Origin of the sequence: Ralstonia sp. Ralssp135, assembly GCF_047304345.1 — a bacterium.
GTDB classification, from domain to species: domain Bacteria; phylum Pseudomonadota; class Gammaproteobacteria; order Burkholderiales; family Burkholderiaceae; genus Ralstonia; species Ralstonia chuxiongensis.
On the sequence record NZ_JBGLYZ010000026.1, the window covers coordinates 26473 to 51256 of the forward strand.

Below are 24784 nucleotides of genomic sequence, written 5' to 3' on the forward strand. Positions count from 1 at the left end.
AGACACGAACCATGTCCGAAGGCTTGAACGTTCTCTTCATCGAAGACGACCCGCCTGTGCGCCAGGCCACCGCGCAGAGCCTGGAACTTGCCGGCTTCAACGTGCAGGCGTTCGGCAGCGCCGAAGAAGCCGTGGGCAAGATCGACGCAAACTTCCCCGGTGTGGTCGTCAGCGACCTGCGCTTGCCGGGCGCAAGCGGCCTGGACGTGCTCGCGCACTGCCAGTCGTTTGGCACGGGGATTCCCGTGGTGCTCGTCACAGGCCACGGCGACATCACGATGGCCGTGCAGGCGATGCGCGAAGGGGCGTTCGATTTCATCGAGAAACCGTTTCCCGCCGAACGCCTGACCGAAACCGTGCGCCGTGCCGTCGAGCGTCGCGCGCTGGAGCTGGAAAACCGCGCACTGCGCCGTGAACTGGCCGGCCCGGCGGCAGGCACGCGCATCATCGGGCGCTCGCCTGCGATGGGCGCTGTGCGCGCGCTGATCGAGAATGTTGCGACCACCGATGCGCCGGTGCTCATCAACGGCGAGACCGGCACGGGCAAGGAGCTGGTCGCGCGCAGTCTTCACACGCTTTCGCCGCGTCACGACAAGCCGTTCATTGCGTTGAACTGCGGCGCCGTGCCCGAACAGATTTTCGAGAGCGAGATGTTCGGCCACGAAGCTGGTGCTTTCACCGGCGCGGGCAAGCGGCGTATCGGCAAGCTCGAGCATGCCTCGGGCGGCACGCTGTTCCTCGACGAGATCGAGAGCATGCCGATCGCGTTGCAAGTCAAGCTGCTGCGTGTGCTGCAGGAGGGCGCGTTGGAGCGGCTTGGCTCGAATGCTTCGGTGCGCATCGACGTGCGCATCGTTGCGGCTGCCAAGGGCGATATGGAAGCGCTGATTGAGGCGGGTGGTTTCCGGCGCGATCTGTACTATCGCCTGAACGTTGTCGTCATCGATTTGCCCCCGCTGCGCGAACGCCGCGAAGACATCATCCCGCTGTTCGAGCATTTCCTGCTTGACGCCGCCGTGCGCTATCAACGCCCGCTGCCGATGCTGGCTGAGCGCCAGCGCCACGAGCTGATGCAATCGAACTGGCCCGGCAACGTGCGCGAACTGCGCAACGCGGCCGATCGTCTTGTGCTTGGCGTCGGCCGCACGCCGGTCGTGCCGGATGCATCGGAAGACGGCATGCCGCTCAAGGAGCGCGTCGAACGCTACGAACGCACGGTTATTGCGGAAACCTTGGCGCGCACGGGCGGCTCGGTGCACCAGGCGGCGGATATTCTGCAGGTTGGCCGTGCGACGCTGTATGACAAGATCAAGCGATACGGCCTTTGACTTGGTACGCCCGCATGCAACAACGCCCGGCATCGACCGGGCGTTTTCTTTTCGCGCTCAGCCAAGAATCGGATGGGCATCCGCCACCGGGTATCCACGATCGTCTGTCGGAATCCGCTGGGTTTGGAATGCGATCAGCAATGCCTGAAACTTGCCGTCGATTTCCACGATGACAGCGCCATCCTGCTGTGTGCCGTTCTCGCGCGAATGGTCCTTCACCCCCGGTGTATGCACGACCGGGTTGCCCTGGTTCATGTGGGTTTCGTGCAGGCCGTTGTGCTGCGGCTCGAACAGGAAGCCGAAGCCGTAGATCGTTACGTCGGTGCGCGGTGGCCAGCCTTTGCGGTCGTCGTCGCCGGAGCTGCCGTGGTAGACGTAATCGATCGGCGTGGCGGTGCGGTCCAGCATCAGCATGTCGTCGACGAGCGCGTTGATGTCGTTGTGCTCGGTCTCGGTATCCAGCGCGATCGGCCGCATGTTCGGAAAGTCGACCAGCCCGGCGTCGCGCACGTAGTCGAGGCGCGGGAAGCCGTCCTCGTGCAGCCCCGGGGCCAGCGCAGCTAGGTCGGCGGTGATCGGCAACTGCAGATCCGTCGTCCATTGATACAGCACGTGATAACCGGCAGCACCGGCTCCCGGCATGCTCGAGTCGGATTTCACGTTGGCGAGCACCACGAACTCCGAACTATCCGGCGCTTCCGCCACGATCGCGTAATGCGGATTGCCGTTGTAGCCCTCCAGATAGGGCACGCCGAATTTCAGCTTGCCCTTGAACATGCAGTAGTGATTGGCCATGCAAACTCCATCGAACCTAGGATTGACGGACCGCCATTGCAACAGGCCCGCGTGAACCTAGTGTGGAACGTGGCTCGCCCAGAAACAAAAACGCCCGGCGTTGACCGGGCGTTTCGTCTGAACTGCGGGGAGGCGCGGACCGCTCAGGCCTGCTTGCCCAGCGTCTGCTTGAGCAGCGCGTCGAACGACGACCATTCCGGTTCGCCCACGTAGCGCTTGAGGATGCGGCCATCGCGGTCGACCAGGAACGTGGTCGGGGTGAGCTGCACGTCGCCGAAGGCCTTGGCGGCCGAGCCGTCGGCATCCATTGCGACCTTGAAGGGCAACTGGCGCGTCTGGCTGAAGTTCATCACGTACATCGGCGCGTCGTAGTTCATCGCCACGGCCACGTATTCCAGACCTTCGCCCTTGTACTTGTTGTACGTCTGGATCATGTTGGGCATTTCCTTGATGCACGTGGCGCAGCTCGTGGCCCAGAAGTTGACGAGATAGACCTTGCCCTTCAGGTCCTGTGTCGAGAGCTTTTTGCCATCCAGCAGCGTGAAGGTGGCGGCGGGCACCTGCTGCGACGGCGAGAACGCACGCCAGCCGAACCAGCCGGCCACAGCCAGCACCAGCACGATCACGGGGAGCAGCCAACGGCGGCCGCCGGACGTGGCGGTAGCTGGCGCTGGGGTTGCGGAGGAAGTCAGGGTCGAGGCCATGGCGCCAACGGGTCCGGAAGGAAAATCAAGCGTCTATTGTAGGCCCGTCGTGCCAGCGCCGCATGTCAACCGCGACAATCCGTCCATAGGGCGATTTGCGCGTCACTTCCCATTAGCTAGGGCCGCTTCGTACAAGGCCAGGTCAGCGGAAGAAAAGCAGCAAAAGGTGATCACGTCCAGATCGGTGCCGTGTTCTCGCGCGGCGCGTACGGCGATCGGTGCCGCCAATTGTGGCGGGAAGCCGTACACGCCGGTGCTGATGCATGGGAATGCGATGCTGCGAACGTCGTGCTTGCGCGCCAGTTCCAGGCTGTTGCGGTAGCACGCGGCCAGCAATTCAGCCTCGTCTTGCCGGCCGCCGCGCCAGATCGGCCCGACGGTGTGAATGACGTAGCGGGCCGGCAATCGAAAACCGGGGGTGAGCTTGGCCTCACCGGGGCGGCAGCCGTGGAGCGCGCGGCATGCCTCCAGCAGTTCCGGGCCGGCCGCGCGATGGATCGCGCCGTCCACGCCGCCTCCGCCGAGCAGCGAGCTGTTCGCCGCATTGACGATGGCATCGCAGTCCAACGTGGTGATGTCGGCGCGCAGGGCACGGAAGGTGACGGACGGGATTGGCATGGCGCGGTCCTTGGCGGGCGGAGGGGGGGCGTCTCTGTCCGATAATAGGCGCCTTGGAAACGGACAGAAAACCCACAGGAGGCGACGTGGCAGTCACAGCAACGGCAGGGTGGCGGATCGGGTTGGGCGCGGCGGCGTGTGCGCTGTTGATGGCCTGCTCCCCCAGATACGACTGGCGCACGGTCCATTCCAACGAGGGCGCCTACGCCGTGGATTACCCTGCCAAGCCCACCGCAGAAGCCAGGCCCATCGCCATCAACGGCCAACGCATGCCGATGACCATGCAGGCGGCCAACATCGACGGCACGCTGTTCGCCATCGGCGTGGTGGAACTGCCCGCGGATGATCCAGTCTGGCGCCAGCGCGCGGTGGAGGCGCTGCGCAATGGCTTGTCCGCCAACTTGAAGGGCCGCGTGACCGAGCACGACATCGCCGTGCAGACCGCTGCACAGCCGCCTTTGTCATTGCCGGCGGTGGAATTGATCGCCCAGGGGGCAGGCGGGGACGATCCCGCGCCGCGCCGGCTGACCGCGCGTGTGGTGGCCACCGGCAAGCGCGCATATCAAGCTGTCGTGCTGGAATCGGGCGATGCCGCACGCGATGCGCGCCAGCAGGAGCAGGTCGACCAGTTTCTCTCCAGCTTCCATCCGTACTAGAACCTGAGCACGCTGGAGCGAACTCGCCGCAGCCGGTGCACAATCGTCGTCTTCCGCTTTACCGCAACACAACTAACCACATCACGGGGAACCATCATGACGTTGCAAGTCTGGCTGGCCTTCTTTCTGGCCGCCTGGGTGATCGCCATCTCGCCGGGGTCGGGCGCCATCCTGTGCATGAGCCATGGCCTGACGCATGGCGTGCGCCGCACGTCGGTCACGATTGCGGGGCTGGAACTGGGCATTGTCGTGATCCTGTTCATTGCGGGCGCCGGGCTGGGCGCGCTGCTGATTGCGTCGGAGCACGCCTTTACGGCCATCAAGATCATCGGTGCGATGTACTTGATCTACCTCGGCATCGTGCAATGGCGCACGCCCATTCAAATCGCCAAGCCGGCGGAGGGCGAGCCCGTGAAGGTGTCTGGCAGTGGCGCGCGCCGCCGCTTCCTGGTGGGGTTGCTGACCAATCTGACGAACCCGAAGGGCATTTTGTTCATGGTGGCCGTGCTGCCGCAGTTCATCGATCCGGCCAAGCCGCTGCTCTGGCAGCTCGGCATCCTGGCGGCGACGATGGTGTTCGTCGACTTGATCGTCATGCACGGTTATGCGCTGCTGGCCTCGCGGGCGCAGCGGCTGTTCCGCAATCCGCGTGCGCTGCGTTGGCAGAGCCGCTTCTTCGGCGGCATGCTGATGAGCATTGGCGCAGCGCTGTTTTTCGTGAAGCGGCAGACTGCCTGAGTTTCAAGCGCCGCCCCCAGGGCAACTCGCCAACTGGGTTGAAGGCGCAGCGCGTGGATGAAGGCTAATCCGCCTTCACCCCGCGTCGATACTGAATTGCCTCGCCCACATGCGCTGCATCGATCCGCTCATCGCCTGACAGGTCGGCAATCGTGCGGGCGAGCTTGAGCACGCGCGCATAGGCGCGGGCGGACCACGAAAAGCGCGTCATCGCGTGGCGCAGCAAGCCATCGGCCGCATCGGTGCGGCTGCAATGCAGATCGATTTCGTGACCGCCCAGCAAGGCGTTGCGCTTGCCTTGCCGTGCAAGTTGTCGCGCGTGCGCAGCAGAAACCCGCTCGGCCACGTTGAGCGTCGGTTCGCCACGCGGCCCGTCGAGCAACTCTTCCTGCGAGGGTGTCGGCACTTCGATCTGCACATCGATGCGATCCAGCAGCGGCCCCGAAATGCGCGCCTGGTATCGCTCCACTTGATCCGGCGTGCAGCGGCACGCCCGCAACGGATGCCCGCGATAACCGCACGGGCACGGGTTCATTGCGGCAATCAGTTGGAAGCTGGCAGGGAAGTCTGTCTGATGCGCGGCGCGTGAGATGGTGATGTGGCCTGTCTCCAATGGCTCACGCAGGACTTCGAGCACGCGGCGCTCGAACTCTGGAAGTTCGTCAAGGAATAACACGCCCTGATGCGCTAGCGAGATTTCGCCCGGCCTTGGCGTATTGCCCCCGCCCACCATCGCCACCGCAGACGCCGTGTGGTGCGGCGAACGGAACGGCCGCACTTTCCAGCGCCGCGCGTCGAAGCCGCGCGTGGTCAGGCTCATCACGGCGGCAGCGGAAAGCGCTTCGTCGTCGCTCATGTCCGGCAGCAAACCGGGAAACCGTTGCGCGAGCATCGATTTTCCGGTGCCGGGCGGCCCGATCATCAGCATGGAATGACCGCCGGCGGCGGCCACTTCCAACGCGCGCCGCGCTTGCGGCTGCCCGCGCACGTCAGCCAAGTCGGGATAGCGGATGTCCGCGTCGACCGGCGCAGGCAACGCGGGGGCGAGCTTGCGGTCCGGTGCGCTCAGGTGGTCGCACACCTCGATGAGCGTGCGTGCAGGAAGGACTTTTGTGCCGCTTACGAGCGCGGCTTCGGCGGCGTTCTCGGTGGGCAGTACGAAGGCGCGGGCAAGCGGTGTGTCGCCGTCGGCGAGGACGGGGTTGCGCGATAGCGCATACGCCATCGCCAGCGCCCCGCGAATCGGCCGCAGATCTCCGGACAGCGACAGCTCGCCCGCAAACTCATGTGCGTCCAGATGCGTGTGCGGAATCTGGCGGCTCGCGGCGAGGATTCCCAGCGCGATCGCCAAGTCGAACCGGCCCGATTCTTTCGGGAGATCCGCGGGCGCCAGGTTAACGGTGATGCGCCGTGCCGGAAATTCAAAGCGGCTGTTCTGGATCGCCGCCCGTACGCGATCCTTGCTCTCCTTCACCTCGGTGTCGGGCAGGCCGACGATGGTGAACGATGGCAGGCCATTCGCCAGATGGACCTCCACCGAGACGGCCGGTGCATCGATCCCCGAGAGCGCGCGCGAACGCAGTACAGCAAGGCTCATCGCGGGATCCTCCGAGAGAACTCACGAGCAAGGCGGAGGGCGTGGTATCGGTGCATGGCGTGGCGGAGCGTGGCGGTTGCGGAACCCTCCACTGTGCCAGCCGCGTTGCGCCGCCATGTTCACCGGCATCCAAATTTGACGATCGTCGTTGGCATGAGAAACGAGCGAAAAAAAACCGGAGCACTGGGCTCCGGCTTCGTTGTCGGCAGATCAACTCACGGGAAGGCCGGCATGGCCGTGTCTTCGCCGCTGAAGTGGCCTTCGGGATGCGTCTTCTGCAGCAGCGCGCGTACCTCTTTCACGCGCGAGCGCGGCACATCGACCATCAGCAGGATCTGCCCATCCTCCACTGCCTGCTTGAACGGTTTCAGGCGGCTGTTGGGCACCGAGCTGCCGATCATGCTCGAGGCCCAGGCGCCAAACAGCGCACCAACGACGGTGGTAATGCCGACCATGCCCCACTGCGGCCCTTCGCCGATGATCGGAAAGATCGCTGCCACGATGCCCGCCAGCACGCCCGCACCCCCGCCGATCACCAGCCCATTCTGGGTGGCGTGGACGATGTCCGAAGTCTGGAGGATGTTGGCTTCGTGCAGGCCGGTCAGATCGACGCCGGGCTTGGAGACGAAGTGGATGTGGCGCTCGGTGATGCGCGCCAGCAGGAGGTCGTTCATCACGCGCCGGGCGCTGACGACGTCCGGCATCAGGAAGTAGAGACGATGTTGCATGATCTTCTCCTCAAGCGCGGTGCGCGCGCGCCTTAAGGACGTTCTAGATCAGTTCGTCAGCCGCAACAAGGCGGCGCATCGATCTTTTCGCTGTGCGCCGCAGCAAGGGTGCGGCGGCCGGCACCGCAGCCTTGCAGATGCGCGCCAGGCGCAACATCCGGCGGATTACTGATCAGCCGGGGTAGCTGACTTGAGTTGCGCTTCCAGCGCGGCCACGCGCGTTTCGAGTTCTTCCAGACGTGCACGCGTACGCGCCAGCACTTGCGATTGCACGTCGAATTCCTCACGCGTGACCAGATCGAGCTTGGAAAAGCCCTGCGTCATCATTGCGCGGACATTCTTTTCGATGTCGGCCGCCGGCGAGTTACGCAGCGCTTCGCTCACGCGGTTTTGGAAGTCGGAAAAGAGATCGGTGGGTTTCATGTTGTTTGCTCCGTGGGTCGTGCTGTCTGCGCCAAGCCGGTGCATGCACCGCAACTGTGCGAGGAAATTGCTGTGCCGTGGTGCGAAGGTCTGCGCTTGGCGCGTGGTTTCGGTGCTGCCGGCCGCGATGGTACCGGCTGAGCGCTTCGAACGGCACACCTTGCGTCAAATCTCGCTGCGATGCGGCATTGGCGGCGCCACACAAACGGGGACAGAACGACGGGTCGCAGTTTCCGCACCCGGCCGTGTAGGCCACTGCATAAGGCTGAAATCACTCTATCACATGGTTTTCATCGCGCCATGACGGGGTAAGCCACCATGACGGAAAGCCGCGTCTAGCAACCTTTGGCGGGCAGCGATTGCCGCCACGTGCGACCCGTCCCCAATTTCTTCCGCTTTCCGCTGCCGCGGCAGCGTGACGCTGTAACCGAAGACGCCCTCCAATCCGACGACATCGACATGGCATGACAGTTGCAGAACTGGAGCGAATTTTTTTCCATCGCCGTTGCGACTTTCTAAAGGGGGAGAGCCGTTATGAAGAAGTTTGCGTACGCAGCCAGCCTTGTACTCCTGACCGGTGCCGTTGCCGGTGTGAGCCAATCCGCCATCGCGCAGTCTGCACCTGCGTCTGACGCACCGGCCGCCGCGCCCGCGCCGGCGCCTGCTGCGCTCACGGCCAACGTCACGCTGGCCAGCCAATACCGCTATCGCGGCATCATGCAGACCAACAACAAGCCGGCCATTCAGGGCGGTTTTGACTACGCCATTCCGGGCGGTGTGTTGCCCGAGGGCTTCTACATCGGCAACTGGAACTCGTCGATCAGCTGGTTGAGCGATTCGAACTCGAACGTCTCCGCGCCGATCGAGATGGACTTTTACGGCGGCTACAAGACCGAGATCGTCAAGGACGTGCCGATCGACGTGGGCGTGCTCCAGTACTACTACCCGGGCAGCTATCCCGACGGTTTCACGCGTCCGCACACGACCGAAGGCTATGCGCAGATCGGCTACGGCCCGGTCACGTTCAAGTATTCGCACGCGTTCTCGAACCTGTTCGGCACGCCTGATTCGCATCACAGCCAGTACTTCGATTTGTCGGGCAACTTCGACACCGGCTTCTGGGGCCTGACGCTCAACCTGCACGCCGGCTACCAGCAAGTGCCGCATCAGACCGTGCGCGCCTCGTATGCTGACTGGAAGGTCGGTGTGACGAAAGACTTCGGCAACGGCTGGGCGGCTTCGCTGGCCTACATCGATACGAACGCTTCGCGCGCGTTCTATACGAACACGCGTGGCAACTACATGGGCAAGGCCACGGCCCTGCTGTCGATCACCAAGACTTTCCAATAACGATGCGCGGCGGTGCTCCGGTGCCGCCGACCGAGGAGGAACCAGCATGAAACTCATCATGGCCATCATCAAGCCGTTCAAGCTCGACGAGGTCCGCGAGGCGTTGTCCGAAGTGGGTGTGTCAGGCATTACCGTCACGGAAGTCAAAGGCTTCGGACGCCAGAAGGGTCATACCGAGCTTTACCGCGGCGCGGAGTACATCGTCGACTTCCTGCCTAAAGTAAAGATCGAGGTGGCCGTGCCCGACGACGTGGTCGAGCGCGCCGTCGAGGCCATCGAAAAATCTGCGCGCACCGGCAAGATCGGCGACGGCAAGATCTTCGTGGCCGAGGTCGAACAAGTCATCCGCATCCGCACCGGTGAGACCGGCGGCGACGCCCTATAAGCCCCAATCCGCCAAGGAAGAGGTCAAAACATGAAAACCTGGTTCACACGATTCCTGACGGCTGGGGCCGTCGTTGCCGTGCTCGCGGGCGCTGTGATGTCAGCGCCGGCCGTTGCACAGGACAAGCCGGCGGCTGAAGCATCGGCGCCGGTTGCAGCCGCCGCTGCTTCCGAGCCCGCCGCTGCTGCACCGGCTGCAGCCCCCGCTGCTGCTCCGGCCGCCGCAGCTGCTGCGCCTGCTGCACCGGCTGCCGCTACACCTGTTCCCAACAAGGGCGACACGGCGTGGCTGCTGATCTCCACCGCGTTCGTCATCCTGATGACGCTGCCCGGTCTGGCGCTGTTCTACGGCGGTCTGGTGCGCAAGAAGAACATGCTGTCCGTGCTGATGCAGTGCATGGGCATCTTCTCGCTCATCATCATCCTGTGGGCCGTCTATGGCTACAGCTTTGCGTTCACCGAGGGCAACGCGTTCTTCGGCGGGCTGGATCGTCTGTTCCTGAAGGGCCTGACGCCGGATTCTGTGGCCGCCACCTTCAGCAAGGGCGTGGTGGTACCGGAATACGCGTACTTCGCCTTCCAGGGCGCATTTGCGGCGATTACCTGCGCGCTGATCATCGGCGCCTTCGCCGAACGTGCGAAGTTCTCGGCTGTCCTGCTGTTCGTGGTGTTGTGGTTCACCTTCAGCTACCTGCCGATCGCCCACATGGTCTGGTTCTGGCCGGGTCCGGACGGCTTTACCGACGCCAAGGCGGCCGAGGTGATGACGGCCAAGTCGGGCTGGCTGTTCCAGAAGGGTGCGCTGGACTTTGCCGGCGGTACCGTGGTGCACATCAACGCTGCTGTGGCGGGTCTGGTGGGTGCCTTCCTGTTCGGCAAGCGCATCGGCTTTGGCCGTGAGGCGCTCAAGCCGCACAGCCTGACGCTGACGATGGTTGGTGCTTCGCTGCTGTGGTTCGGCTGGTTCGGCTTCAACGCCGGTTCGGCCCTGGAAGCCAACGGCAGCGCCGCGCTGGCCTTCGTCAACACGCTGCTGGCAACCGCCGCAGCCGTGCTGTCGTGGAGCTTCGGCGAGTGGTTCGGCAAGAGCAAGCCGTCGATGCTGGGTGCTGCATCCGGCGCTGTGGCTGGCCTTGTGGCCATCACGCCGGCTGCCGGCTTTGTCGGCCCGATGGGTTCGATCGCGCTCGGCATCATCGCCGGCCTGCTGTGCCTGTGGGGTGTGAATGGCCTCAAGCGCATGCTGGGCATGGACGACACGCTGGACGTGTTCGGTGTGCACGGCGTGGGCGGTATCCTCGGCGCGCTGCTGACCGGCGTGTTCGCGGCACCGAGCCTCGGCGGCACCGGCATCTACGACTATGTCGCCAACAAGGTTGCCGACGATTACTCGATCGGCGGCCAACTGTGGATCCAGTTCCAGGGCGTGGCGACCACGGTCATCTGGTCCGCAGTGGTGGCGTTCATCTCGTACAAGATCGTCGATGCCATTGTCGGCCTGCGCGTGCCGGAAGAAGAGGAGCGCGAGGGTCTGGACATCACGTCGCACGGCGAAACCGCCTACGAAGACTGATCATCCGTCTCATCCTGCAAAAGACCCGGCTGCGCGCCGGGTTTTTTGTTACGCCGCCCCCCCGAGCCGGACGTCCTTAAGTCCGATGTAAAAAACCTTCAATTGCCTCTCGTTATGCGGGCGCTTACATTGCAGACGTGGTTTCCTCCACCTGCAGAACGCTCCCCGTATCTGTCAGGCTATTCCCCAAGCGCGGCAGCCCCGCGCTTTTTTTTGTCCGTCTTTTTTGTGTGGCTTGCTGCACTGCCGCACTGCGCCTCTTGCGAATCCCCGCTCCTGACCGCATATCGATAGCCCGCTGTCGTCTGCAAGCTATTGCCTGTTCCTCTACAATCGGAGTGGGCGATAAATAACATCAATAGGAAGGGTATGGTTCCGCACTTGATCACCGCGCTGAACGGGCCGCTGCTCGAGCTCGAGCAGAAGATTCTTGACGCCACGCCCGCCATCGAACGCTGGTTCCGCCTGGAATGGCAGGAACACACGCCGCCGTTCTACTGTTCCGTCGATTTGCGCAACGCCGGCTTCAAGCTGGCGCCGGTCGACACGAACCTGTTCCCGGGCGGCTTCAACAACCTCGCGCCCGAGATGCTGCCGCTGGCCGTGCAGGCCGCCATGGCTGCCATCGAGAAGATCTGTCCGGACGCCAAGAACCTTCTGCTGATCCCCGAGCGCCACACGCGCAACATGTTCTATCTGCAGAACGTGGCGCGTCTGTCGCAAATCATGCGCCAAGCCGGACTGAATGTGCGCCTTGGATCGCTTTCGGAGGACATCACCGAGCCGACGCCGATCGACTTGCCTGATGGGCAACGCCTGGTGGTCGAGCCGCTCAAGCGCATCGGTACCAAGGGCCGCCGCTTGGGCATGGAAGATTTCGATCCATGCTCGATCCTGCTGAACAACGATCTGTCAGCCGGCGTGCCGCCCATCCTCGAAAACATCAACGAACAATATCTGCTGCCGCCGCTTCATGCCGGCTGGTCGCAGCGTCGCAAGACCAACCACTTTGCCGCCTACGACGAAGTGGCGAAGAAGTTCGCCAAGCTGATCGACATCGACCCGTGGATGGTCAACCCGTACTTCACCAAATGCAGCGGGCTGGACTTCCATGAGCGTGCCGGCGAGGAAGAGCTGGCTCACGCCGTGGAGACGGTGCTCAAGAAAACCGCCAAGAAGTACAAGGAATACGGCGTGACCGAGACCCCATACGTGGTGGTCAAGGCCGACGCCGGCACCTATGGCATGGGCGTGATGACCGTGCGCGATCCTTCCGAGGTCAAGGGCCTCAACCGGAAGGAGCGCAACAAGATGAGCGTGGTCAAGGAGGGCCTAGAGGTTTCCGAGGTGATCGTGCAGGAAGGCGTGCACACCTTCGAGAAGATCAACGAAGCTGTGGCCGAGCCCGTCGTCTACATGATCGACCGCTATGTGGTGGGTGGTTTCTACCGGGTTCACACGGGCCGTGGCGTGGACGAGAATCTCAACGCGCCGGGCATGCATTTCGTGCCGTTGCCGTTTGCGTCGAATTCGCTGCCGGACAGCCATGCCAAGCCGGGCGCCGGCGAGCCGAACCGCTTCTATATGTACGGTGTGGTGGCGCGCTTGGCGCTGCTGGCTGCCTCGCTCGAACTTGAGAAGACCGACCCTAACCCGCTGATCTGATCGGCTGTACCCCGCTGCAGAAGGAACCGCCATGCGCATCCTGTTCATCGTCGATCCGCTGTCGACGTTCAAGACTTACAAGGATTCCACCTTTGCGATGATGCGCGAGGCGGCGGCGCGCGGCTATGCCATCTACACGTGCCTGCAGTCACAGCTCACGCTGGCGAACAACGTGGTCGAAACCGTTGCGACGCCTATTGCCCTTACCGGCGACGAGCACGACTGGTATCGCGCCGGTGATGCGCGCCTGCTGCCGCTCACTGGCTTTGACGCGGTGCTGATGCGCAAGGACCCGCCGTTCGACATGGAGTACGTCACCAGCACGTGGCTGCTGGAGATTGCCGAACGTCAGGGCGCTCGCGTGTTCAATAAGCCGCAGGCGATTCGTGATCATTCGGAGAAGCTCGCCATCGCGCAGTTCCGCGAGTTCACCGTGCCGACCGTCGTGTCGCGCGATGCCAAGCGCCTGCGCGAATTCCACGCCGAGCAAGGCGACGTCATCTTCAAGCCGCTCGATGGCATGGGCGGCGCGGGCATCTTCCGCGTGGGGCCGGATGGCATGAACCTCGGGGCGGTCATCGAATCGCTCACCGACAACGGCGCGCGCACGATCATGGCTCAGCAGTACATTCCTGCGATCCGTGAGGGCGACAAACGCATTCTCCTGATCGGCGGTTCGCCGGTGCCGCATTCGTTGGCGCGCGTGCCGATGGCCGGTGAGGTCCGCGGCAACCTGGCGGCTGGCGGGACGGGCAAGGCGCAGCCGCTGTCCGAGCGTGATCAGGTGATTGCACATGCACTTGCGCCCGTGCTCTGGCAACGCGGCCTGCTGCTCGTCGGCCTGGACGTCATTGGGGATTACCTCACCGAGGTCAACGTCACCAGCCCGACGTGCTTCCAGGAAATCACTCAGCAGACGGGCTTCAATGTGGCCGGAATGTTCATCGATGCACTGGAGCGCGCCGCAGGCAAGAGCAGCGGATTGGCGCGCAAGCCCGCCTGATATGGCGGCATGGCCCCTCCGCCGAGGGTCCTCCACAAGGGGGAGGTCCGGTACACGGCCGCTCAATTGCGCCAAATGGCCCTGATACAATCAGCGTTATACCGATTCGCTTTTCGATCATGGCAGGGATTCTGATCATCGCTCATGCGCCGCTGGCCAGCGCACTGCGCGATTGCGCTGCACACGTCTATTGCGGTCCGCCCGAAGGGCTGATCGCAATCGATGTCCTGCCCGATGCCGAGCCGGCTGCCGTGCTGGCTCAGGCGCGCGACAAGCTCGCCGAACTCGTTGAGGCCAACGGCGCACTGGTGCTGACCGACATCTTCGGGGCCACGCCCGCCAATATCGCTTCGCGCCTAGCCGATCCGGGCCGCGTGCGCGTGCTGGCTGGCGTGAATCTACCGATGCTCGTGCGCGCCATCTGCTATCGCTCCGAAAAACTCGAACAACTTGCCGCCAAGGCTCTGGCCGGCGGCGCGCAAGGCGTACTGCAGGTCGGCTCGACAGCCGTTCAGAACCAGGTTGCCAATCATCCAGACAAATATGCTGCAGAGGGATATCACCATCATCAATAAGCTCGGGCTGCATGCCCGCGCCTCCGCCAAACTCACGCAGCTCGCCAGCAAGTTCGACAGCCAGATCAAAATGTCGCGCAACGGCCGCCAGGTCGACGCCAAGAGCATCATGGGCGTGATGATGCTGGCTGCGGGCATCGGTTCCACCGTCACGCTGGAGATCGACGGCCCCGACGAGCACGACGCCATGGATGGTCTCGTCGCGCTCATCAACGATCGCTTCGGCGAAGGCGAATAACCCGCCCGCCGCATTCCACTTCAACGCCGCTCCGGCCAGCGTCTATGCCTTTTACCCTGCACGGTATTCCGGTCTCGCGCGGCATCTCCATTGGCCGCGCCCACATGCTGGCGCGTGCGGCGCTTGATGTGTCGCACTACCTCGTCGACGAAGACAAGGTCGACGCCGAGGTCGAGCGCTTGCGCAGTGCCCGCGCCACCGTGCGCACCGAATTGGCAGCACTCAAGCGCGATCTGCCCACCGATGTGCCCGAAGAGATGGGCGCCTTCCTCGACGTGCACGCGATGATTCTGGATGACGCGTTGCTCTCGCAGGTGCCAGAGACGTTGATTCGCCAGCGACGCTACAACGCAGAGTGGGCGCTCACAACGCAACTTGAAGAGCTGATCCGCCAGTTCGGCGAAATCGAAGACGAATACCTGCGCGAGCGCAAAGCCGACATCGAGCAGGTGGTCGAACGTATTCTGAAGGTGCTGGCGGGCGCGCCCGCGTTGGCGCCCGCGCCGGTGGCGGTTGGCTGCGATCCGGACGCTGGCATGATCGTCGTGGCGCACGATATTGCGCCGGCCGACATGCTGCAGTTCCGTGGCCAGACCTTCGCTGGCTTCGTGACCGACCTGGGCGGTCGCACTTCGCACACCGCCATCGTGGCGCGCAGCCTCGACATTCCGGCGGCCGTGGGAGTGCATAACGCGAGCACGCTGATTCGCCAGGACGACATCGTCGTCATTGACGGCGACAACGGCATCGTCATCGTCGATCCGAGCGCGTCGATCCTCGAGGAATACCGCCACCGCCGCAGCGAAGGCGAATTGCAGAAGAAGCGTCTCGAACGCCTGCGCCATACGCCCACCGTCACGCTCGACGGTACGCAAATCGATCTGCACGCGAACATCGAAATGCCGGAAGATGCGGCCGCGGCCGTCAAAGCCGGTGCCGTGGGCGTGGGCCTTTTCCGCTCCGAGTTCCTCTTCATGAACCGTCGCGGCGCGCTGCCCGACGAGGAAGAGCAGTTTCGCGCGTACCGCACCGCCGTGGAATCGATGATGGGCTTGCCCGTCACGATTCGTACCATCGACATTGGTGCCGACAAGCCGCTGGATATCCGCGACGACGTGTTCGAGACTGCGCCCAATCCGGCGCTGGGTTTGCGCGCGATCCGCTGGTCGCTCTCGGAGCCGGCAATGTTCCTGACGCAGTTGCGCGCGCTGTTGCGGGCGTCTGCGTTTGGGCCCATCAAGATTCTTGTGCCGATGCTCGCGCACGCCCGCGAAATCGACCAGACGCTCGAATTGCTGGCACGCGCCAAGGCTTCGCTCGATGCCGATGGCGTAGCCTATGACCCGGCCATCAAGGTCGGCGCCATGATTGAGATTCCGGCCGCCGTGCTGATCCTGCCGGTGTTCCTGCGTCGCATGGATTTCCTCTCGATCGGCACGAACGACCTGATCCAGTACACGCTCGCCATTGACCGTGCCGACAACGCGGTCGCCCATCTGTACGACCCGCTGCATCCGGCGGTACTGCAATTGATCGCGCGCACCATTCGCGAAGCGCATCAGGCGGGCAAGCCGGTTTCGGTGTGCGGTGAGATGGCGGGGGACGCCACCATGACACGCCTGCTGCTGGGCATGGGCCTGACCGAATTTTCGATGCATCCGTCGCAGTTGCTGAGCGTCAAGCAACAGATCCTGCGCTCGGACCGCCCCCGCCTGATGCGCGAAGCGGAGCGCCTGCTGCACGCCTGCGAACCGGCCGAAATCGAAGAGGCGCTGAGCGCGCTGGCGCGGGCTTGATTCAAGCGTTCGTAAAGCGCCGGCTGCACCGAGTGTCGTGCCGGCGCATCGTCTTTTTCGAGCGAAATTTCTCTGTAAGTGATTGAAATGACACGTTTTTCTCAGGAAAGACGGGTCGCCTGCACCTGCATGCCCCTCCGCTCAGAATGGGGTCGAACAAGAATTGTTCTCATTTCGATTCTCTGCTATTCTGGTTTCACAGCGCGCGTTCTGAGCGCTGCGGAGGAACCCCGTGTACGTCTGTATCTGTAACCAAGTGACCGACCGCGAAATCCATGGCGCCGCCCGTCTGGGTGTGTCAACGATGGACGAACTCGCTGAAACGCTCGGCGTGGGGACGTGCTGCGGACAATGCCGGGACTGCGCCAAGCAGGTGCTCGCCGAAGCGGTGAGCTGTGTCCCTGTCGATCAGATTTTGGGCCGTGCAAGCACGCATGCCATAATCGAACGTCGCGACGAGCCCGTCGCCAATGATCAGGCCCTCGTGCCCGGTGCATTGGCTGCCTGATTTCCCGTCTTTTTTCTATCGCCGCGAATTGCCGCCCTGGCGTTGAGCCTCGGTGGCATTTGTTGCTTTCTAGCTAGGCACAGGGCTCGCTTTGAACGGACGCGTGCGTGCGTCCATCACCGCAGTTGCACTTTGCTGGAGCCCCAAGAATGAAAGGCGATAAGAAGGTCATCCAATATCTGAACGCCCAGCTCAAGAACGAGCTGACCGCCATCAACCAGTATTTTCTCCACGCGCGCATGTACGGCCACTGGGGGCTCAAGCGCATTGCGGACCATGAGTACAAAGAGTCGATTGGCGAGATGAAGCATGCCGATCGCCTGATCGAGCGCATCCTGATGCTCGACGGCCTGCCCAACCTGCAGGACCTCGGCAAGATCTTCATTGGCCAAGACACGAAAGAGATCATCGAGTGTGACCTGAAGCTGGAGCGTGCCGCACACGGCACCGTGGTCGAGGGCATCGCTTACTGCGAGTCGGTGAAGGATTACGTCAGCCGCGAAATCCTGGTCGACATTCTGGATGACACTGAAGAGCACATCGACTGGCTGGAAACACAGCTCGAGCTGATCGACAAGGTTGGCATTCAGAACTACCTGCAATCGCAGATGGAGCCCGAGGGCGAGTAAGTCTCGTCAGGCGGCAAAAAAGAAGGAGGCCTTGGCCTCCTTTTTTGTTGCGTGCTTTCGGTCGCTTCAGTGTGTGCCACCGCAGACGGGGCATGACGGCTGGCGCGCGATCCGCATCGTCGTCCACTCCATCGATAGACCGTCGAGCATCAGCAGACGACCGGCAAGCGAACGGCCGATGCCGGCAATCAGCTTGAGTGCCTCCGCGGCCTGTACCGTACCAACCATGCCCACCAGCGGTGAGAACACGCCCATCGTTGCACACGCCACTTCGGGTGCAGGCTCGTCGGGCGGGAACAGGCAGGCGTAGCAGGGGCCGCCAGCAAGGCTGTCGAACACGCTGATCTGTCCGTCAAAGCGGATGGCGGCGCCCGATACCAGCGGCACCCTAGCCTGCACGCAGGCAAGGTTGGTGGCTTGGCGCGTGCCGAAGTTATCGGAGCAGTCCAGTACCACGCTCACGCCATCAAGGAGCGCAACGATCGCATCCGCATCAAGCCGGCGCTGCACGGCATTCACGCGAACGTCCGGGTTCAGTCGGGCGATGGCCGCCTGCGCGGATGCCACCTTCGGTTGCCCGACCGATTCCGTTGAGTGGATGATCTGGCGCTGCAGATTGGTCAAGTCCACCGTATCGTCGTCGACGATGGTGAGCGTGCCCACGCCCGCTGCCGCCAGATAGGGCAGGGCCGCAGCGCCCAGCCCGCCCGCACCGATGACAAGCGCGTGGCCCTCAAGCAGGCGCGTCTGTCCCTCGATGCCGATTTCGTCGAGCAGGATATGGCGCGAGTAGCGCAGCAGTTGATCGTCGTTCATGGTGGTGCAATGAAAAAGGCCGTGCATTGCACGGCCTCGTAAGTTTGCCAGTGTTTGCCGGCAGGTGTCTTAACGGGCGCCGGTGGGCTCCGGTGCGGGCTGCACGCCGCTAGCGGGAACATTCGGCTTCGGTGCAGCCGGCTCGGAAGCCGGAGCCGCCTTGCCCTTGGGCAGCTTGGCCGGGGCGCTCGATTCCTTGGCCGCCGGCGATTTCACTGCCTTGTCCGGCACCGCCGCCGCCGCTTCCAGCACCGACTTCGAGCGCTTGACCGGCTGACCCTTCAGGTCGGCAACCGCCTGTTGCAGCATGAAGTCTTCCGCCGAACCGAACTCGATCGGCTTCTTGTTGCGCTCCTTCTCGCGCTGCTCGGGCGTCTTCTTGGCGTTTTCTTCTTCCAGGCGACGCAGTTCTTCGATGCGGCGCTTTTCGCGCTCGGTCATCTCGGCTTCTTCCGACTCCTGCTTGTTGTGCAGGTGGCGTTCGGTGTCGATTTCGCGCGTGATCAGCGCATCGTCCGGGTCGCCGTCCGGGTTCTGGTCAACCGGAATATCCGGGCGGATGCCCTTGGCCTGGATCGACTTGCCCGACGGCGTGTAGTAGTACGCGATGGTCAGCTTGATGCCGGTGTCGTTCGACAGCGGACGCACCGTCTGCACCGAGCCCTTGCCGAACGTCGTCTTGCCCATCGTCTTGGCACGGTGATGGTCCTGCAGCGCGCCGGCCACGATTTCGGAGGCCGAAGCCGTGTAGGCGTTGGTCAGCACGATGATCGGCACGGTCTTGAACTCTGGGTCCAGACCGACCAGCGGATCGGAATCGAAGTTGCTCAGGCGGTAGTTGGCGAAGGTCGCCTTGTACGTACGCTTGGCATCCGGCACCTGGCCGTTGGTCGAAACCACCGTCGCGTCCGGCGGCAGGAACGCGGCCGACACGCCAACTGCAGCTTGCAGCACGCCGCCGCCGTTGTTGCGCAGGTCCAGGATCAGGCCCTTCAGGTGGGCGTCTTGTTTGGCCAAGTCGTTGAGCTTCTTGGCCAGGTCCGGCACGGTGCGTTCCTGGAAGCTGGTAATGCGCACCCACGCGATGCCGTTGTCCAGCATCTTGGCCTTGACCGATTGCACCTGGATCTCGGCGCGGGTGATGGTCAGCGGGAACGTGCGCTCTTCCTTCTTGCGATAGATCGTGAGCGTGACCTTGGTGCCCGGCGCGCCGCGCATGCGCTTGACGGCTTGCTCCAGCGGCATGCCGCGCACGGGTTTGTCGTCGATGCGGGTAATCAGGTCGCCCGGCTGCACGCCGGCGCGGAAGGCCGGGGTGTCTTCAATCGGGTTGATGACCTTGACCAGGCCTTCTTCCTGCGAGATCTCGATGCCCAGACCGGCGAAGCGGCCCTGAGTCCCTTCCTGCAGCTCCTGGAAGTCCTTCTTGTCCAGGTAGGCCGAATGGGGGTCGAGGCTGGCGACCATGCCCTTGATCGCTTCGGTCAGCAGCTTGTCGTCGTCCACGGGCTCTACATATTCACGCTTGATCTGGCCAAAGATGTCTGCCATGAGCCTGAGTTTCTCCAGCGGAAGCGGACCGACCGTCGCGTTTTGCGCAGTGGCGGAAAGCTGGAGCGTCGCCAGAACCCCGGTGACGAGGCCGATGGCGATCAGGCTGATGTTCTTGAGCGAAGTTCGCATGTGTCGAGCGTGGACGTGGGAACAGTAGATAAACATGGCCCGAGACGGCTCGCGCACATCCCGGGCTACAGGCTTCGACAGTATAAAGGCGTTGGAGTGCCGTAGCGTCCGTTACGGATTATTTCGACTTGCCTTGGCTGGCCACCGCTGCCAGCGACGCGGCAATCGCTTCCTGGTCGCCCAGGTAGTAATGGCGGATCGGCTTGAGGTTGGCGTCCAGCTCATACACAAGCGGCGTGCCGTTGGGGATATTCAGGCCGACGATGTCTGCGTCGGAAATGCCGTCCAGGTACTTCACCAGCGCGCGGATGCTGTTGCCGTGCGCGGCGATCACCACGCGCTTGCCGCTCTTGATGGCCGGTGCAATCGATTCATCCCACAGCGGCATCACGCGGGCGACGGTGTCCTTCAGGCATTCGGTCAGCGGTACCTGCTCGCGCGTAAGACCTGCGTAACGGGGATTGCCGAAGGCGTCGTTGTCGGCGCCGGGCTCGAGCGCGGGGGGCGGCGTGTCGTAGCTGCGGCGCCATACCAGGACTTGCTCGTCGCCATATTGCGCGGCGGTTTCGGCCTTGTTCAGGCCCGACAGCGCACCGTAGTGACGCTCGTTCAGGCGCCACTCATTACGGGTCGGGATCCACATCAGATCCATTTCATCCTGCACATGCCACAGCGTGCGGATCGCGCGCTTGAGCACTGAGGTATAGGCCAGATCGAACGTGAAGCCGGCTTCACGTAGCAGTTTGCCGCCTTGGCGGGCCTGGGCGACGCCGGTGTCGGTCAGGTCGACGTCGACCCAGCCGGTGAAGCGGTTCTCCAGATTCCACGTCGATTCGCCGTGGCGGATGAGGACGAGCTTGTGCATGACTGCCATGATGAGAAGTGAGAAAACCTGCGTGCGGCTAGCTGCGGCGACGTGTCGTACGTCATCGTGCAGCCGCTGAAACCGACTATTTTATAATGCCGCGGGCATTGGGCCCCCGAATCGTTCGGCTGATGTTCGCCCACTAGACTTGCCCCGACCCATCCCAGGAAACCGATACCGTGAAGTTCTTCGCCGATTACAACAACCTCGCACTGCTTGCCGTCGCCATCGTTTCTGGTCTGCTGCTGCTCTGGGCGCCCATCCAGCGCCGCATCGCGGGCGGTGGCGGCGCCAAGGTGAGTGCTCCGGTGGCCACCCAGCTCATCAATCGCCGTAATGCCGTGGTGGTGGATGTGCGCGAAAGCGGTGAGTACGCAGCCGGTCATTTGCCGCAAGCCAAGCACGCGCCGCTCGGGGAACTTGCCGGCAAGGCTTCCGGGCTTGCAAAGAACAAAGAGACCCCCATCATCCTCGTATGCCAGACCGGCCAGCGCGCTGGGCGGGCGCAAGCAGTCCTGAAGCAAGCCGGTTACAGTGAGGTGTATTCGCTCGAGGGCGGATTGGCCGCCTGGCAACAAGCGGGCCTTCCGGTTGTGAAATAAAGATACGAGGTTGAAGTTATGGCGCACGTGGTCATGTACAGCACCACCGTCTGCCCCTATTGCGTGGCAGCGGAACGACTCCTGAAGCAACGCGGTGTCGAGCAGATCGAGAAAATCCTGATCGATCGCGAACCCGGCAAGCGCGAAGAGATGATGACGCGCACGAACCGCCGCACGGTTCCGCAGATTTATATCGACGAGCGCCACATCGGCGGCTTCGATGATCTGTCTGCGCTGGACCGCGAAGGTGGCTTGGTTCCGTTGCTGGCTGCCTGATTCGGCGGCCCGGTTTGGCGACCTGCGCACCATACAAAAACGCCCGGCTTTGACCGGGCGTTGTACTTTTGGGCCGGCTCTCATAGCAGGCCCCATTTGGTCATGTACCATACGCGTTTTGCGCGGCGGACGCTTCCGCCAAGCACTGACCACATTCCATTTGAAGGCGAGTCATGAGCGACCAGCAACAGCAGCAACCGGGCCAGGATGGCCAGCCGTTCTTCAACATCCAGCGCGTCTATCTGAAGGACCTGTCGCTGGAGCAACCGAACTCGCCGCACATCTTCCTCGAGCAGGAACAGCCGTCTGTGGAAGTGCAGGTAGACGTCGCCGCTTCGCAACTGGCTGAAGGCGTGTTTGAAGTGACCGTCATCGGTACGGTGACGACCAAGGTGCAAGAGAAGGTCGCGTTCCTGGTGGAAGCCAAGCAAGCGGGCATCTTCGATATCCGCAACGTGCCGGCCGAACAGATGGACCCGCTGCTGGGCATTGCTTGCCCGACCATCGTGTACCCGTACCTGCGCTCGAACATTGCCGACACCATCGGTCGCGCCGGCTTCCAGCCGATCCACCTGGCCGAGATCAACTTCCAGGCGCTGTACGAACAACGCCTGGCCGCTGCGATGGAGCAGCAAGGTCAAGCCGGCGGCGCTGGTCTGGTGATGCCGGACGGCTCGCAGGCCACGCACTAATCAGTAGGCGCACTGCGCCAGAAGCCCGCGCCAGCCGCACGCTTGCGCGGGCTTTTTTTTGCCCGACCTGTTGCTCGATCTTTGCCTGACCGATGTTGAACACGCGCATGCGAATTTCCGTTTTGGGTGCCGGTGCCTGGGGCACTGCCCTGGCCAGCCACGCCGCACAATCGCACGATGTCGTGCTGTGGGGGCGTGACGCGAACCTCGTCGCGCAAATGGCCGCCACGCACATCAACGCGCCGTATTTGCCGGGCATCACGCTGCAGGCGTCGTTGCATTTTTCCGCTGATTTGCAGGCCGCGCTCGACCATGCGGCGGGCGACGACGGACTTGCCGTCATTGCCTCACCCGTCGCCGGGCTGGCTGACCTGGCGCGCACGATTGCCGCGCACGGCGGCGTGCGCAACTTGATCTGGCTATGCAAGGGTTTCGACCCCGAGACCAGCGCACTACCGCACGCCATCGTCGCCGATGTGTTGAAGGCGTCGGGCCGTACCGACCTCGCTGTCGGTGTGTTGTCTGGGCCGAGTTTCGCCAAGGAAGTCGCGCAGGGTTTGCCGTGCGCCATGACCGTCGCCTCGACTAGCGAGGCGCTGTGCAAGCTCACGCAGCGCGGCTTTCACCATCACGCGATGCGCGTGTACGCGAGCGATGACCTCGTCGGCGTGGAAGTGGGCGGTGCCGTCAAGAACGTGCTCGCCATTGCGACAGGCGCTGCGGATGGCCTGGGCCTGGGATTGAACGCACGCGCCGCACTGGTCACGCGCGGGCTGGCCGAGATGACGCGCCTGGGGTTGGCGCTTGGCGGTCGGCCGGAAACATTCATGGGGCTGACCGGCATGGGCGATCTGCTGCTGACCGCCACCGGCGATCTTTCACGCAACCGCACGGTCGGGATGCAGCTCGCGCAGGGCCGCTCGCTTGACGACATCCTCCACAGCCTCGGTCACGTCGCCGAAGGCGTGCGCTGTGCGCGTGCCGTGGCCGCTCTGGCACGCGCCAAGGGCGTGGACATGCCGATCACCTTTACCGTCTGTGAAGTCCTGTTCGAAGGGCTCTCCGCTGCTAAAGCTGTCGAGCGCCTGCTCCAGCGTGACGCCAAATCCGAATCGGCGCGCTAATCACACTTCAATAAAGGTGGAGGGCGTCCGGCTCAGGCGCCGCCCGCGAACCCGTTTTGCCGCCACGCTTCGAACACCACCACCGCCACGGTGTTCGATAGATTCAGGCTGCGGTTGTCCGGTCGCATCGGCAGGCGAATCCGCTGGGAAGCGGGAAACCACTCGCGCCGCTCTTCCGACAATCCGCGCGTTTCCGACCCGAAGACAAACCAGTCGCCTGGCTGGAATGCCATGCTGGCAAACGGCGTCGAGCCGCGCGTGGTGAGCGCGAACATGCGCGCGGGATCGGGCTGCGCATCGCGCAGGAAGGCATCCCAATCAGCGTGCACGCGCATCGTCGCGTACTCGTGATAGTCGAGCCCCGCGCGGCGCATGCGGGCATCTTCGAGCGGAAAACCCAACGGTTCAATCAGATGCAGCTGCGCGCCCGTGTTGGCGCACAGGCGGATCACATTGCCCGTATTGGGCGGGATTTCGGGCTCGACAAGGACGACGTTGAACATGATCGGGCGGCAGGAGGCATTTCGGCGGCGAGCTTATCCACATTGGGAAGGGTTGTCACCTCGCCACAGCTTGGCGCAGGTGGCGCGACACAATGTCGCATAAGCACGGAATCAGGGCGTGCGCAAGGCAACAACGTTGGTGACGCGGGTGGCGCCGGCGCGTTTGAGTTGCGTGGCAATCTCGCCCAGGGTCGTGCCGGTGGTCATCACATCGTCAACGACGCCGACATGGCGCCCTGCGATGCGCGCAGGCTCGGCGACAACGAATGCACCGTGCAGGTTTGTCAGCCGCTCGGCACGGTCCAGCGTGGCCTGCGCGGGGTTGTCGCGCACACGGTGCAGGGCGTTGGCATGGGCGGGAATGTCCAACTGGCGCGCCAGCTGGCGGGCAATCTCCCACGCCTGGTTGTAGCCGCGCGAGCGCAGGCGTGCAGGCGAGAGCGGCACCGGCAGCAGCACGTCTGGCAAGTCGCCCGGCGCAGCGGCGAGCGCGTTGCCCAATTGGCCGGCCAACCATGCCGCCAACGGCAATTGCGCCCGAAATTTCAACCCGGTGACAAGGTGGTCAAGCGGCCAGTCGTAGTCGGCAATAACGATGGTCGCGTCAAAGTCGGGCGTGCCGGCTAAACAGGCGCGGCAATGTCGGGCGGCGTGCCGCGCCTCTAGCGCAATGGCGCATTGGATGCAGCGCCGCCTATGCAACTGCGGGGCCAGATCGCCCATGCAGCCCTTGCACACCAAGCCGCCCTGCACCGCGCCGCAAAGCGCGCAGGCGCACGGCAACAGATGGCGCAAGCCAGCGCGAAACCATGCCGATAACGCGTGTTTGTGCATACAAAAAGCCACTATCCAAGCCGATTTGCGGCCACTGCGCTATCGGACGGCGCCTCAAACTGCGGGCCGGTATACTTGGCA

The 24784-nt window shown here is 63.4% G+C and carries 28 protein-coding genes; 17 read left to right on the forward strand and 11 right to left on the reverse strand.

Annotated features, from left to right (window positions below; genetic code table 11):
• Positions 1-11: 11 nt before the first annotated feature.
• On the forward strand, positions 12-1328 hold the full coding sequence (locus ACCD03_RS17540; RefSeq protein WP_045202445.1) for a sigma-54-dependent transcriptional regulator: 1317 nt from the start codon (positions 12-14) through the stop codon (positions 1326-1328).
• A gap of 57 nt (positions 1329-1385) precedes the next feature.
• Here the strand turns inward: ACCD03_RS17540 and ACCD03_RS17545 are convergent, their stop codons facing one another.
• The 3 genes from ACCD03_RS17545 to ACCD03_RS17555 all read right to left on the reverse strand — a co-directional run bounded on the left by ACCD03_RS17545 (position 1386) and on the right by ACCD03_RS17555 (position 3445).
• Positions 1386-2123: a DUF2278 family protein gene (locus ACCD03_RS17545; RefSeq protein WP_413412411.1), complete on the reverse strand. Its 738-nt coding sequence runs from the start codon at positions 2121-2123 to the stop codon at positions 1386-1388.
• Between the two features lie 143 nt (positions 2124-2266).
• Positions 2267-2827 carry a TlpA disulfide reductase family protein gene (locus ACCD03_RS17550; RefSeq protein ID WP_325648510.1) on the reverse strand — a complete coding sequence of 187 codons (561 nt, stop codon included), beginning with the start codon at positions 2825-2827 and terminating at the stop codon, positions 2267-2269.
• Between the two features lie 102 nt (positions 2828-2929).
• Complete coding sequence (locus ACCD03_RS17555) at positions 2930-3445, reverse strand: O-acetyl-ADP-ribose deacetylase (protein WP_413412412.1); 516 nt, start codon at positions 3443-3445, stop codon at positions 2930-2932.
• Between the two features lie 86 nt (positions 3446-3531).
• On the opposite strand from ACCD03_RS17555, the gene ACCD03_RS17560 reads away from it, so the two are divergent.
• The gene (locus ACCD03_RS17560; protein ID WP_413412413.1) at positions 3532-4101 is read left to right on the forward strand and encodes a hypothetical protein; all 570 of its coding nucleotides are present in this window, start codon (positions 3532-3534) and stop codon (positions 4099-4101) included.
• A gap of 96 nt (positions 4102-4197) precedes the next feature.
• Positions 4198-4839: a LysE family transporter gene (locus tag ACCD03_RS17565; protein WP_325648515.1), complete on the forward strand. Its 642-nt coding sequence runs from the start codon at positions 4198-4200 to the stop codon at positions 4837-4839.
• A gap of 64 nt (positions 4840-4903) precedes the next feature.
• On the opposite strand, the gene ACCD03_RS17570 is transcribed toward ACCD03_RS17565, so the two are convergent.
• The 3 genes from ACCD03_RS17570 to ACCD03_RS17580 form a co-directional block, all read right to left on the reverse strand.
• Entirely contained in the window at positions 4904-6436 is a 1533-nt protein-coding gene (locus ACCD03_RS17570; RefSeq protein WP_413412414.1) for a YifB family Mg chelatase-like AAA ATPase, read from the reverse strand.
• A gap of 215 nt (positions 6437-6651) precedes the next feature.
• Positions 6652-7164, reverse strand: a complete 513-nt coding sequence (locus tag ACCD03_RS17575; RefSeq protein ID WP_045202452.1) for a hypothetical protein — start codon at positions 7162-7164, stop codon at positions 6652-6654.
• Between the two features lie 165 nt (positions 7165-7329).
• A complete protein-coding gene (locus ACCD03_RS17580; RefSeq protein ID WP_024976770.1) occupies positions 7330-7587 on the reverse strand; it encodes an accessory factor UbiK family protein in 258 nt (85 codons plus the stop codon).
• 534 nt (positions 7588-8121) lie between these two features.
• On the opposite strand from ACCD03_RS17580, the gene ACCD03_RS17585 reads away from it, so the two are divergent.
• The 10 genes from ACCD03_RS17585 (at position 8122) to bfr (ending at position 17308) form a co-directional block, all read left to right on the forward strand.
• Entirely contained in the window at positions 8122-8937 is an 816-nt protein-coding gene (locus ACCD03_RS17585; RefSeq protein ID WP_325648537.1) for a TorF family putative porin, read from the forward strand.
• A gap of 46 nt (positions 8938-8983) precedes the next feature.
• Complete coding sequence (locus ACCD03_RS17590; protein ID WP_027678364.1) at positions 8984-9322, forward strand: P-II family nitrogen regulator; 339 nt, start codon at positions 8984-8986, stop codon at positions 9320-9322.
• Positions 9323-9352: 30 nt separating this feature from the next.
• Positions 9353-10894, forward strand: a complete 1542-nt coding sequence (locus ACCD03_RS17595) for an ammonium transporter (RefSeq protein WP_325648540.1) — start codon at positions 9353-9355, stop codon at positions 10892-10894.
• A 369-nt stretch (positions 10895-11263) separates the two neighbouring features.
• The gene (gene gshA / locus ACCD03_RS17600) at positions 11264-12559 is read left to right on the forward strand and encodes a glutamate--cysteine ligase (RefSeq protein WP_045202456.1); all 1296 of its coding nucleotides are present in this window, start codon (positions 11264-11266) and stop codon (positions 12557-12559) included.
• Positions 12560-12590: 31 nt separating this feature from the next.
• Positions 12591-13562: a glutathione synthase gene (gene gshB / locus ACCD03_RS17605; RefSeq protein WP_024976766.1), complete on the forward strand. Its 972-nt coding sequence runs from the start codon at positions 12591-12593 to the stop codon at positions 13560-13562.
• A gap of 119 nt (positions 13563-13681) precedes the next feature.
• Complete coding sequence (locus ACCD03_RS17610; protein WP_325648543.1) at positions 13682-14137, forward strand: PTS sugar transporter subunit IIA; 456 nt, start codon at positions 13682-13684, stop codon at positions 14135-14137.
• On the forward strand, positions 14106-14375 hold the full coding sequence (locus ACCD03_RS17615; RefSeq protein ID WP_004637085.1) for an HPr family phosphocarrier protein: 270 nt from the start codon (positions 14106-14108) through the stop codon (positions 14373-14375). Before ACCD03_RS17610 ends, ACCD03_RS17615 begins: the two co-directional genes overlap by 32 nt.
• A gap of 44 nt (positions 14376-14419) precedes the next feature.
• The gene (ptsP, locus tag ACCD03_RS17620) at positions 14420-16171 is read left to right on the forward strand and encodes a phosphoenolpyruvate--protein phosphotransferase (RefSeq protein ID WP_045202460.1); all 1752 of its coding nucleotides are present in this window, start codon (positions 14420-14422) and stop codon (positions 16169-16171) included.
• A gap of 232 nt (positions 16172-16403) precedes the next feature.
• A complete protein-coding gene (locus ACCD03_RS17625; RefSeq protein WP_024976763.1) occupies positions 16404-16679 on the forward strand; it encodes a bacterioferritin-associated ferredoxin in 276 nt (91 codons plus the stop codon).
• Positions 16680-16828: 149 nt separating this feature from the next.
• Positions 16829-17308 carry a bacterioferritin gene (bfr, locus tag ACCD03_RS17630; RefSeq protein WP_253536173.1) on the forward strand — a complete coding sequence of 160 codons (480 nt, stop codon included), beginning with the start codon at positions 16829-16831 and terminating at the stop codon, positions 17306-17308.
• Between the two features lie 66 nt (positions 17309-17374).
• Here bfr and ACCD03_RS17635 read toward each other — a convergent pair whose 3' ends face one another.
• The 3 genes from ACCD03_RS17635 to gpmA all read right to left on the reverse strand — a co-directional run bounded on the left by ACCD03_RS17635 (position 17375) and on the right by gpmA (position 20672).
• The gene (locus tag ACCD03_RS17635; RefSeq protein WP_413412415.1) at positions 17375-18124 is read right to left on the reverse strand and encodes a HesA/MoeB/ThiF family protein; all 750 of its coding nucleotides are present in this window, start codon (positions 18122-18124) and stop codon (positions 17375-17377) included.
• A gap of 69 nt (positions 18125-18193) precedes the next feature.
• Positions 18194-19807: a S41 family peptidase gene (locus ACCD03_RS17640; protein WP_045202461.1), complete on the reverse strand. Its 1614-nt coding sequence runs from the start codon at positions 19805-19807 to the stop codon at positions 18194-18196.
• Positions 19808-19925: 118 nt separating this feature from the next.
• Positions 19926-20672: a 2,3-diphosphoglycerate-dependent phosphoglycerate mutase gene (gpmA, locus tag ACCD03_RS17645; RefSeq protein WP_024976760.1), complete on the reverse strand. Its 747-nt coding sequence runs from the start codon at positions 20670-20672 to the stop codon at positions 19926-19928.
• Positions 20673-20851: 179 nt separating this feature from the next.
• On the opposite strand from gpmA, the gene ACCD03_RS17650 reads away from it, so the two are divergent.
• The 4 genes from ACCD03_RS17650 (at position 20852) to ACCD03_RS17665 (ending at position 23366) form a co-directional block, all read left to right on the forward strand.
• On the forward strand, positions 20852-21274 hold the full coding sequence (locus ACCD03_RS17650) for a rhodanese-like domain-containing protein (protein WP_045202462.1): 423 nt from the start codon (positions 20852-20854) through the stop codon (positions 21272-21274).
• An 18-nt stretch (positions 21275-21292) separates the two neighbouring features.
• On the forward strand, positions 21293-21550 hold the full coding sequence (grxC, locus tag ACCD03_RS17655) for a glutaredoxin 3 (protein WP_004633497.1): 258 nt from the start codon (positions 21293-21295) through the stop codon (positions 21548-21550).
• 173 nt (positions 21551-21723) lie between these two features.
• Positions 21724-22242 carry a protein-export chaperone SecB gene (gene secB / locus ACCD03_RS17660; protein WP_027678352.1) on the forward strand — a complete coding sequence of 173 codons (519 nt, stop codon included), beginning with the start codon at positions 21724-21726 and terminating at the stop codon, positions 22240-22242.
• 107 nt (positions 22243-22349) lie between these two features.
• Entirely contained in the window at positions 22350-23366 is a 1017-nt protein-coding gene (locus tag ACCD03_RS17665; protein ID WP_325648556.1) for an NAD(P)H-dependent glycerol-3-phosphate dehydrogenase, read from the forward strand.
• A 32-nt stretch (positions 23367-23398) separates the two neighbouring features.
• Here the strand turns inward: ACCD03_RS17665 and trmL are convergent, their stop codons facing one another.
• Complete coding sequence (gene trmL / locus ACCD03_RS17670) at positions 23399-23869, reverse strand: tRNA (uridine(34)/cytosine(34)/5-carboxymethylaminomethyluridine(34)-2'-O)-methyltransferase TrmL (protein WP_027678350.1); 471 nt, start codon at positions 23867-23869, stop codon at positions 23399-23401.
• Positions 23870-23980: 111 nt separating this feature from the next.
• Positions 23981-24703 (reverse strand): ComF family protein, encoded by a 723-nt coding sequence (locus ACCD03_RS17675; protein ID WP_253536180.1) that lies wholly within the window; start codon positions 24701-24703, stop codon positions 23981-23983.
• Positions 24704-24784 lie beyond the last annotated feature (81 nt).

Coding starts and splice junctions, on each gene's coding strand:
- ACCD03_RS17540 (WP_045202445.1), top strand. CDS start 12: ATGTCCGAAGGCTTGAACGTTCTCTTCATCGAAGACGACCCGCCTGTG.
- ACCD03_RS17545 (WP_413412411.1), bottom strand. CDS start 2,123: ATGGCCAATCACTACTGCATGTTCAAGGGCAAGCTGAAATTCGGCGTG.
- ACCD03_RS17550 (WP_325648510.1), bottom strand. CDS start 2,827: ATGGCCTCGACCCTGACTTCCTCCGCAACCCCAGCGCCAGCTACCGCC.
- ACCD03_RS17555 (WP_413412412.1), bottom strand. CDS start 3,445: ATGCCAATCCCGTCCGTCACCTTCCGTGCCCTGCGCGCCGACATCACC.
- ACCD03_RS17565 (WP_325648515.1), top strand. CDS start 4,198: ATGACGTTGCAAGTCTGGCTGGCCTTCTTTCTGGCCGCCTGGGTGATC.
- ACCD03_RS17570 (WP_413412414.1), bottom strand. CDS start 6,436: ATGAGCCTTGCTGTACTGCGTTCGCGCGCGCTCTCGGGGATCGATGCA.
- ACCD03_RS17575 (WP_045202452.1), bottom strand. CDS start 7,164: ATGCAACATCGTCTCTACTTCCTGATGCCGGACGTCGTCAGCGCCCGG.
- ACCD03_RS17580 (WP_024976770.1), bottom strand. CDS start 7,587: ATGAAACCCACCGATCTCTTTTCCGACTTCCAAAACCGCGTGAGCGAA.
- ACCD03_RS17585 (WP_325648537.1), top strand. CDS start 8,122: ATGAAGAAGTTTGCGTACGCAGCCAGCCTTGTACTCCTGACCGGTGCC.
- ACCD03_RS17590 (WP_027678364.1), top strand. CDS start 8,984: ATGAAACTCATCATGGCCATCATCAAGCCGTTCAAGCTCGACGAGGTC.
- ACCD03_RS17595 (WP_325648540.1), top strand. CDS start 9,353: ATGAAAACCTGGTTCACACGATTCCTGACGGCTGGGGCCGTCGTTGCC.
- gshA (WP_045202456.1), top strand. CDS start 11,264: ATGGTTCCGCACTTGATCACCGCGCTGAACGGGCCGCTGCTCGAGCTC.
- gshB (WP_024976766.1), top strand. CDS start 12,591: ATGCGCATCCTGTTCATCGTCGATCCGCTGTCGACGTTCAAGACTTAC.
- ACCD03_RS17610 (WP_325648543.1), top strand. CDS start 13,682: ATGGCAGGGATTCTGATCATCGCTCATGCGCCGCTGGCCAGCGCACTG.
- ACCD03_RS17615 (WP_004637085.1), top strand. CDS start 14,106: ATGCTGCAGAGGGATATCACCATCATCAATAAGCTCGGGCTGCATGCC.
- ptsP (WP_045202460.1), top strand. CDS start 14,420: ATGCCTTTTACCCTGCACGGTATTCCGGTCTCGCGCGGCATCTCCATT.
- bfr (WP_253536173.1), top strand. CDS start 16,829: ATGAAAGGCGATAAGAAGGTCATCCAATATCTGAACGCCCAGCTCAAG.
- ACCD03_RS17635 (WP_413412415.1), bottom strand. CDS start 18,124: ATGAACGACGATCAACTGCTGCGCTACTCGCGCCATATCCTGCTCGAC.
- ACCD03_RS17640 (WP_045202461.1), bottom strand. CDS start 19,807: ATGCGAACTTCGCTCAAGAACATCAGCCTGATCGCCATCGGCCTCGTC.
- gpmA (WP_024976760.1), bottom strand. CDS start 20,672: ATGCACAAGCTCGTCCTCATCCGCCACGGCGAATCGACGTGGAATCTG.
- grxC (WP_004633497.1), top strand. CDS start 21,293: ATGGCGCACGTGGTCATGTACAGCACCACCGTCTGCCCCTATTGCGTG.
- secB (WP_027678352.1), top strand. CDS start 21,724: ATGAGCGACCAGCAACAGCAGCAACCGGGCCAGGATGGCCAGCCGTTC.
- ACCD03_RS17665 (WP_325648556.1), top strand. CDS start 22,350: ATGCGAATTTCCGTTTTGGGTGCCGGTGCCTGGGGCACTGCCCTGGCC.
- trmL (WP_027678350.1), bottom strand. CDS start 23,869: ATGTTCAACGTCGTCCTTGTCGAGCCCGAAATCCCGCCCAATACGGGC.
- ACCD03_RS17675 (WP_253536180.1), bottom strand. CDS start 24,703: ATGCACAAACACGCGTTATCGGCATGGTTTCGCGCTGGCTTGCGCCAT.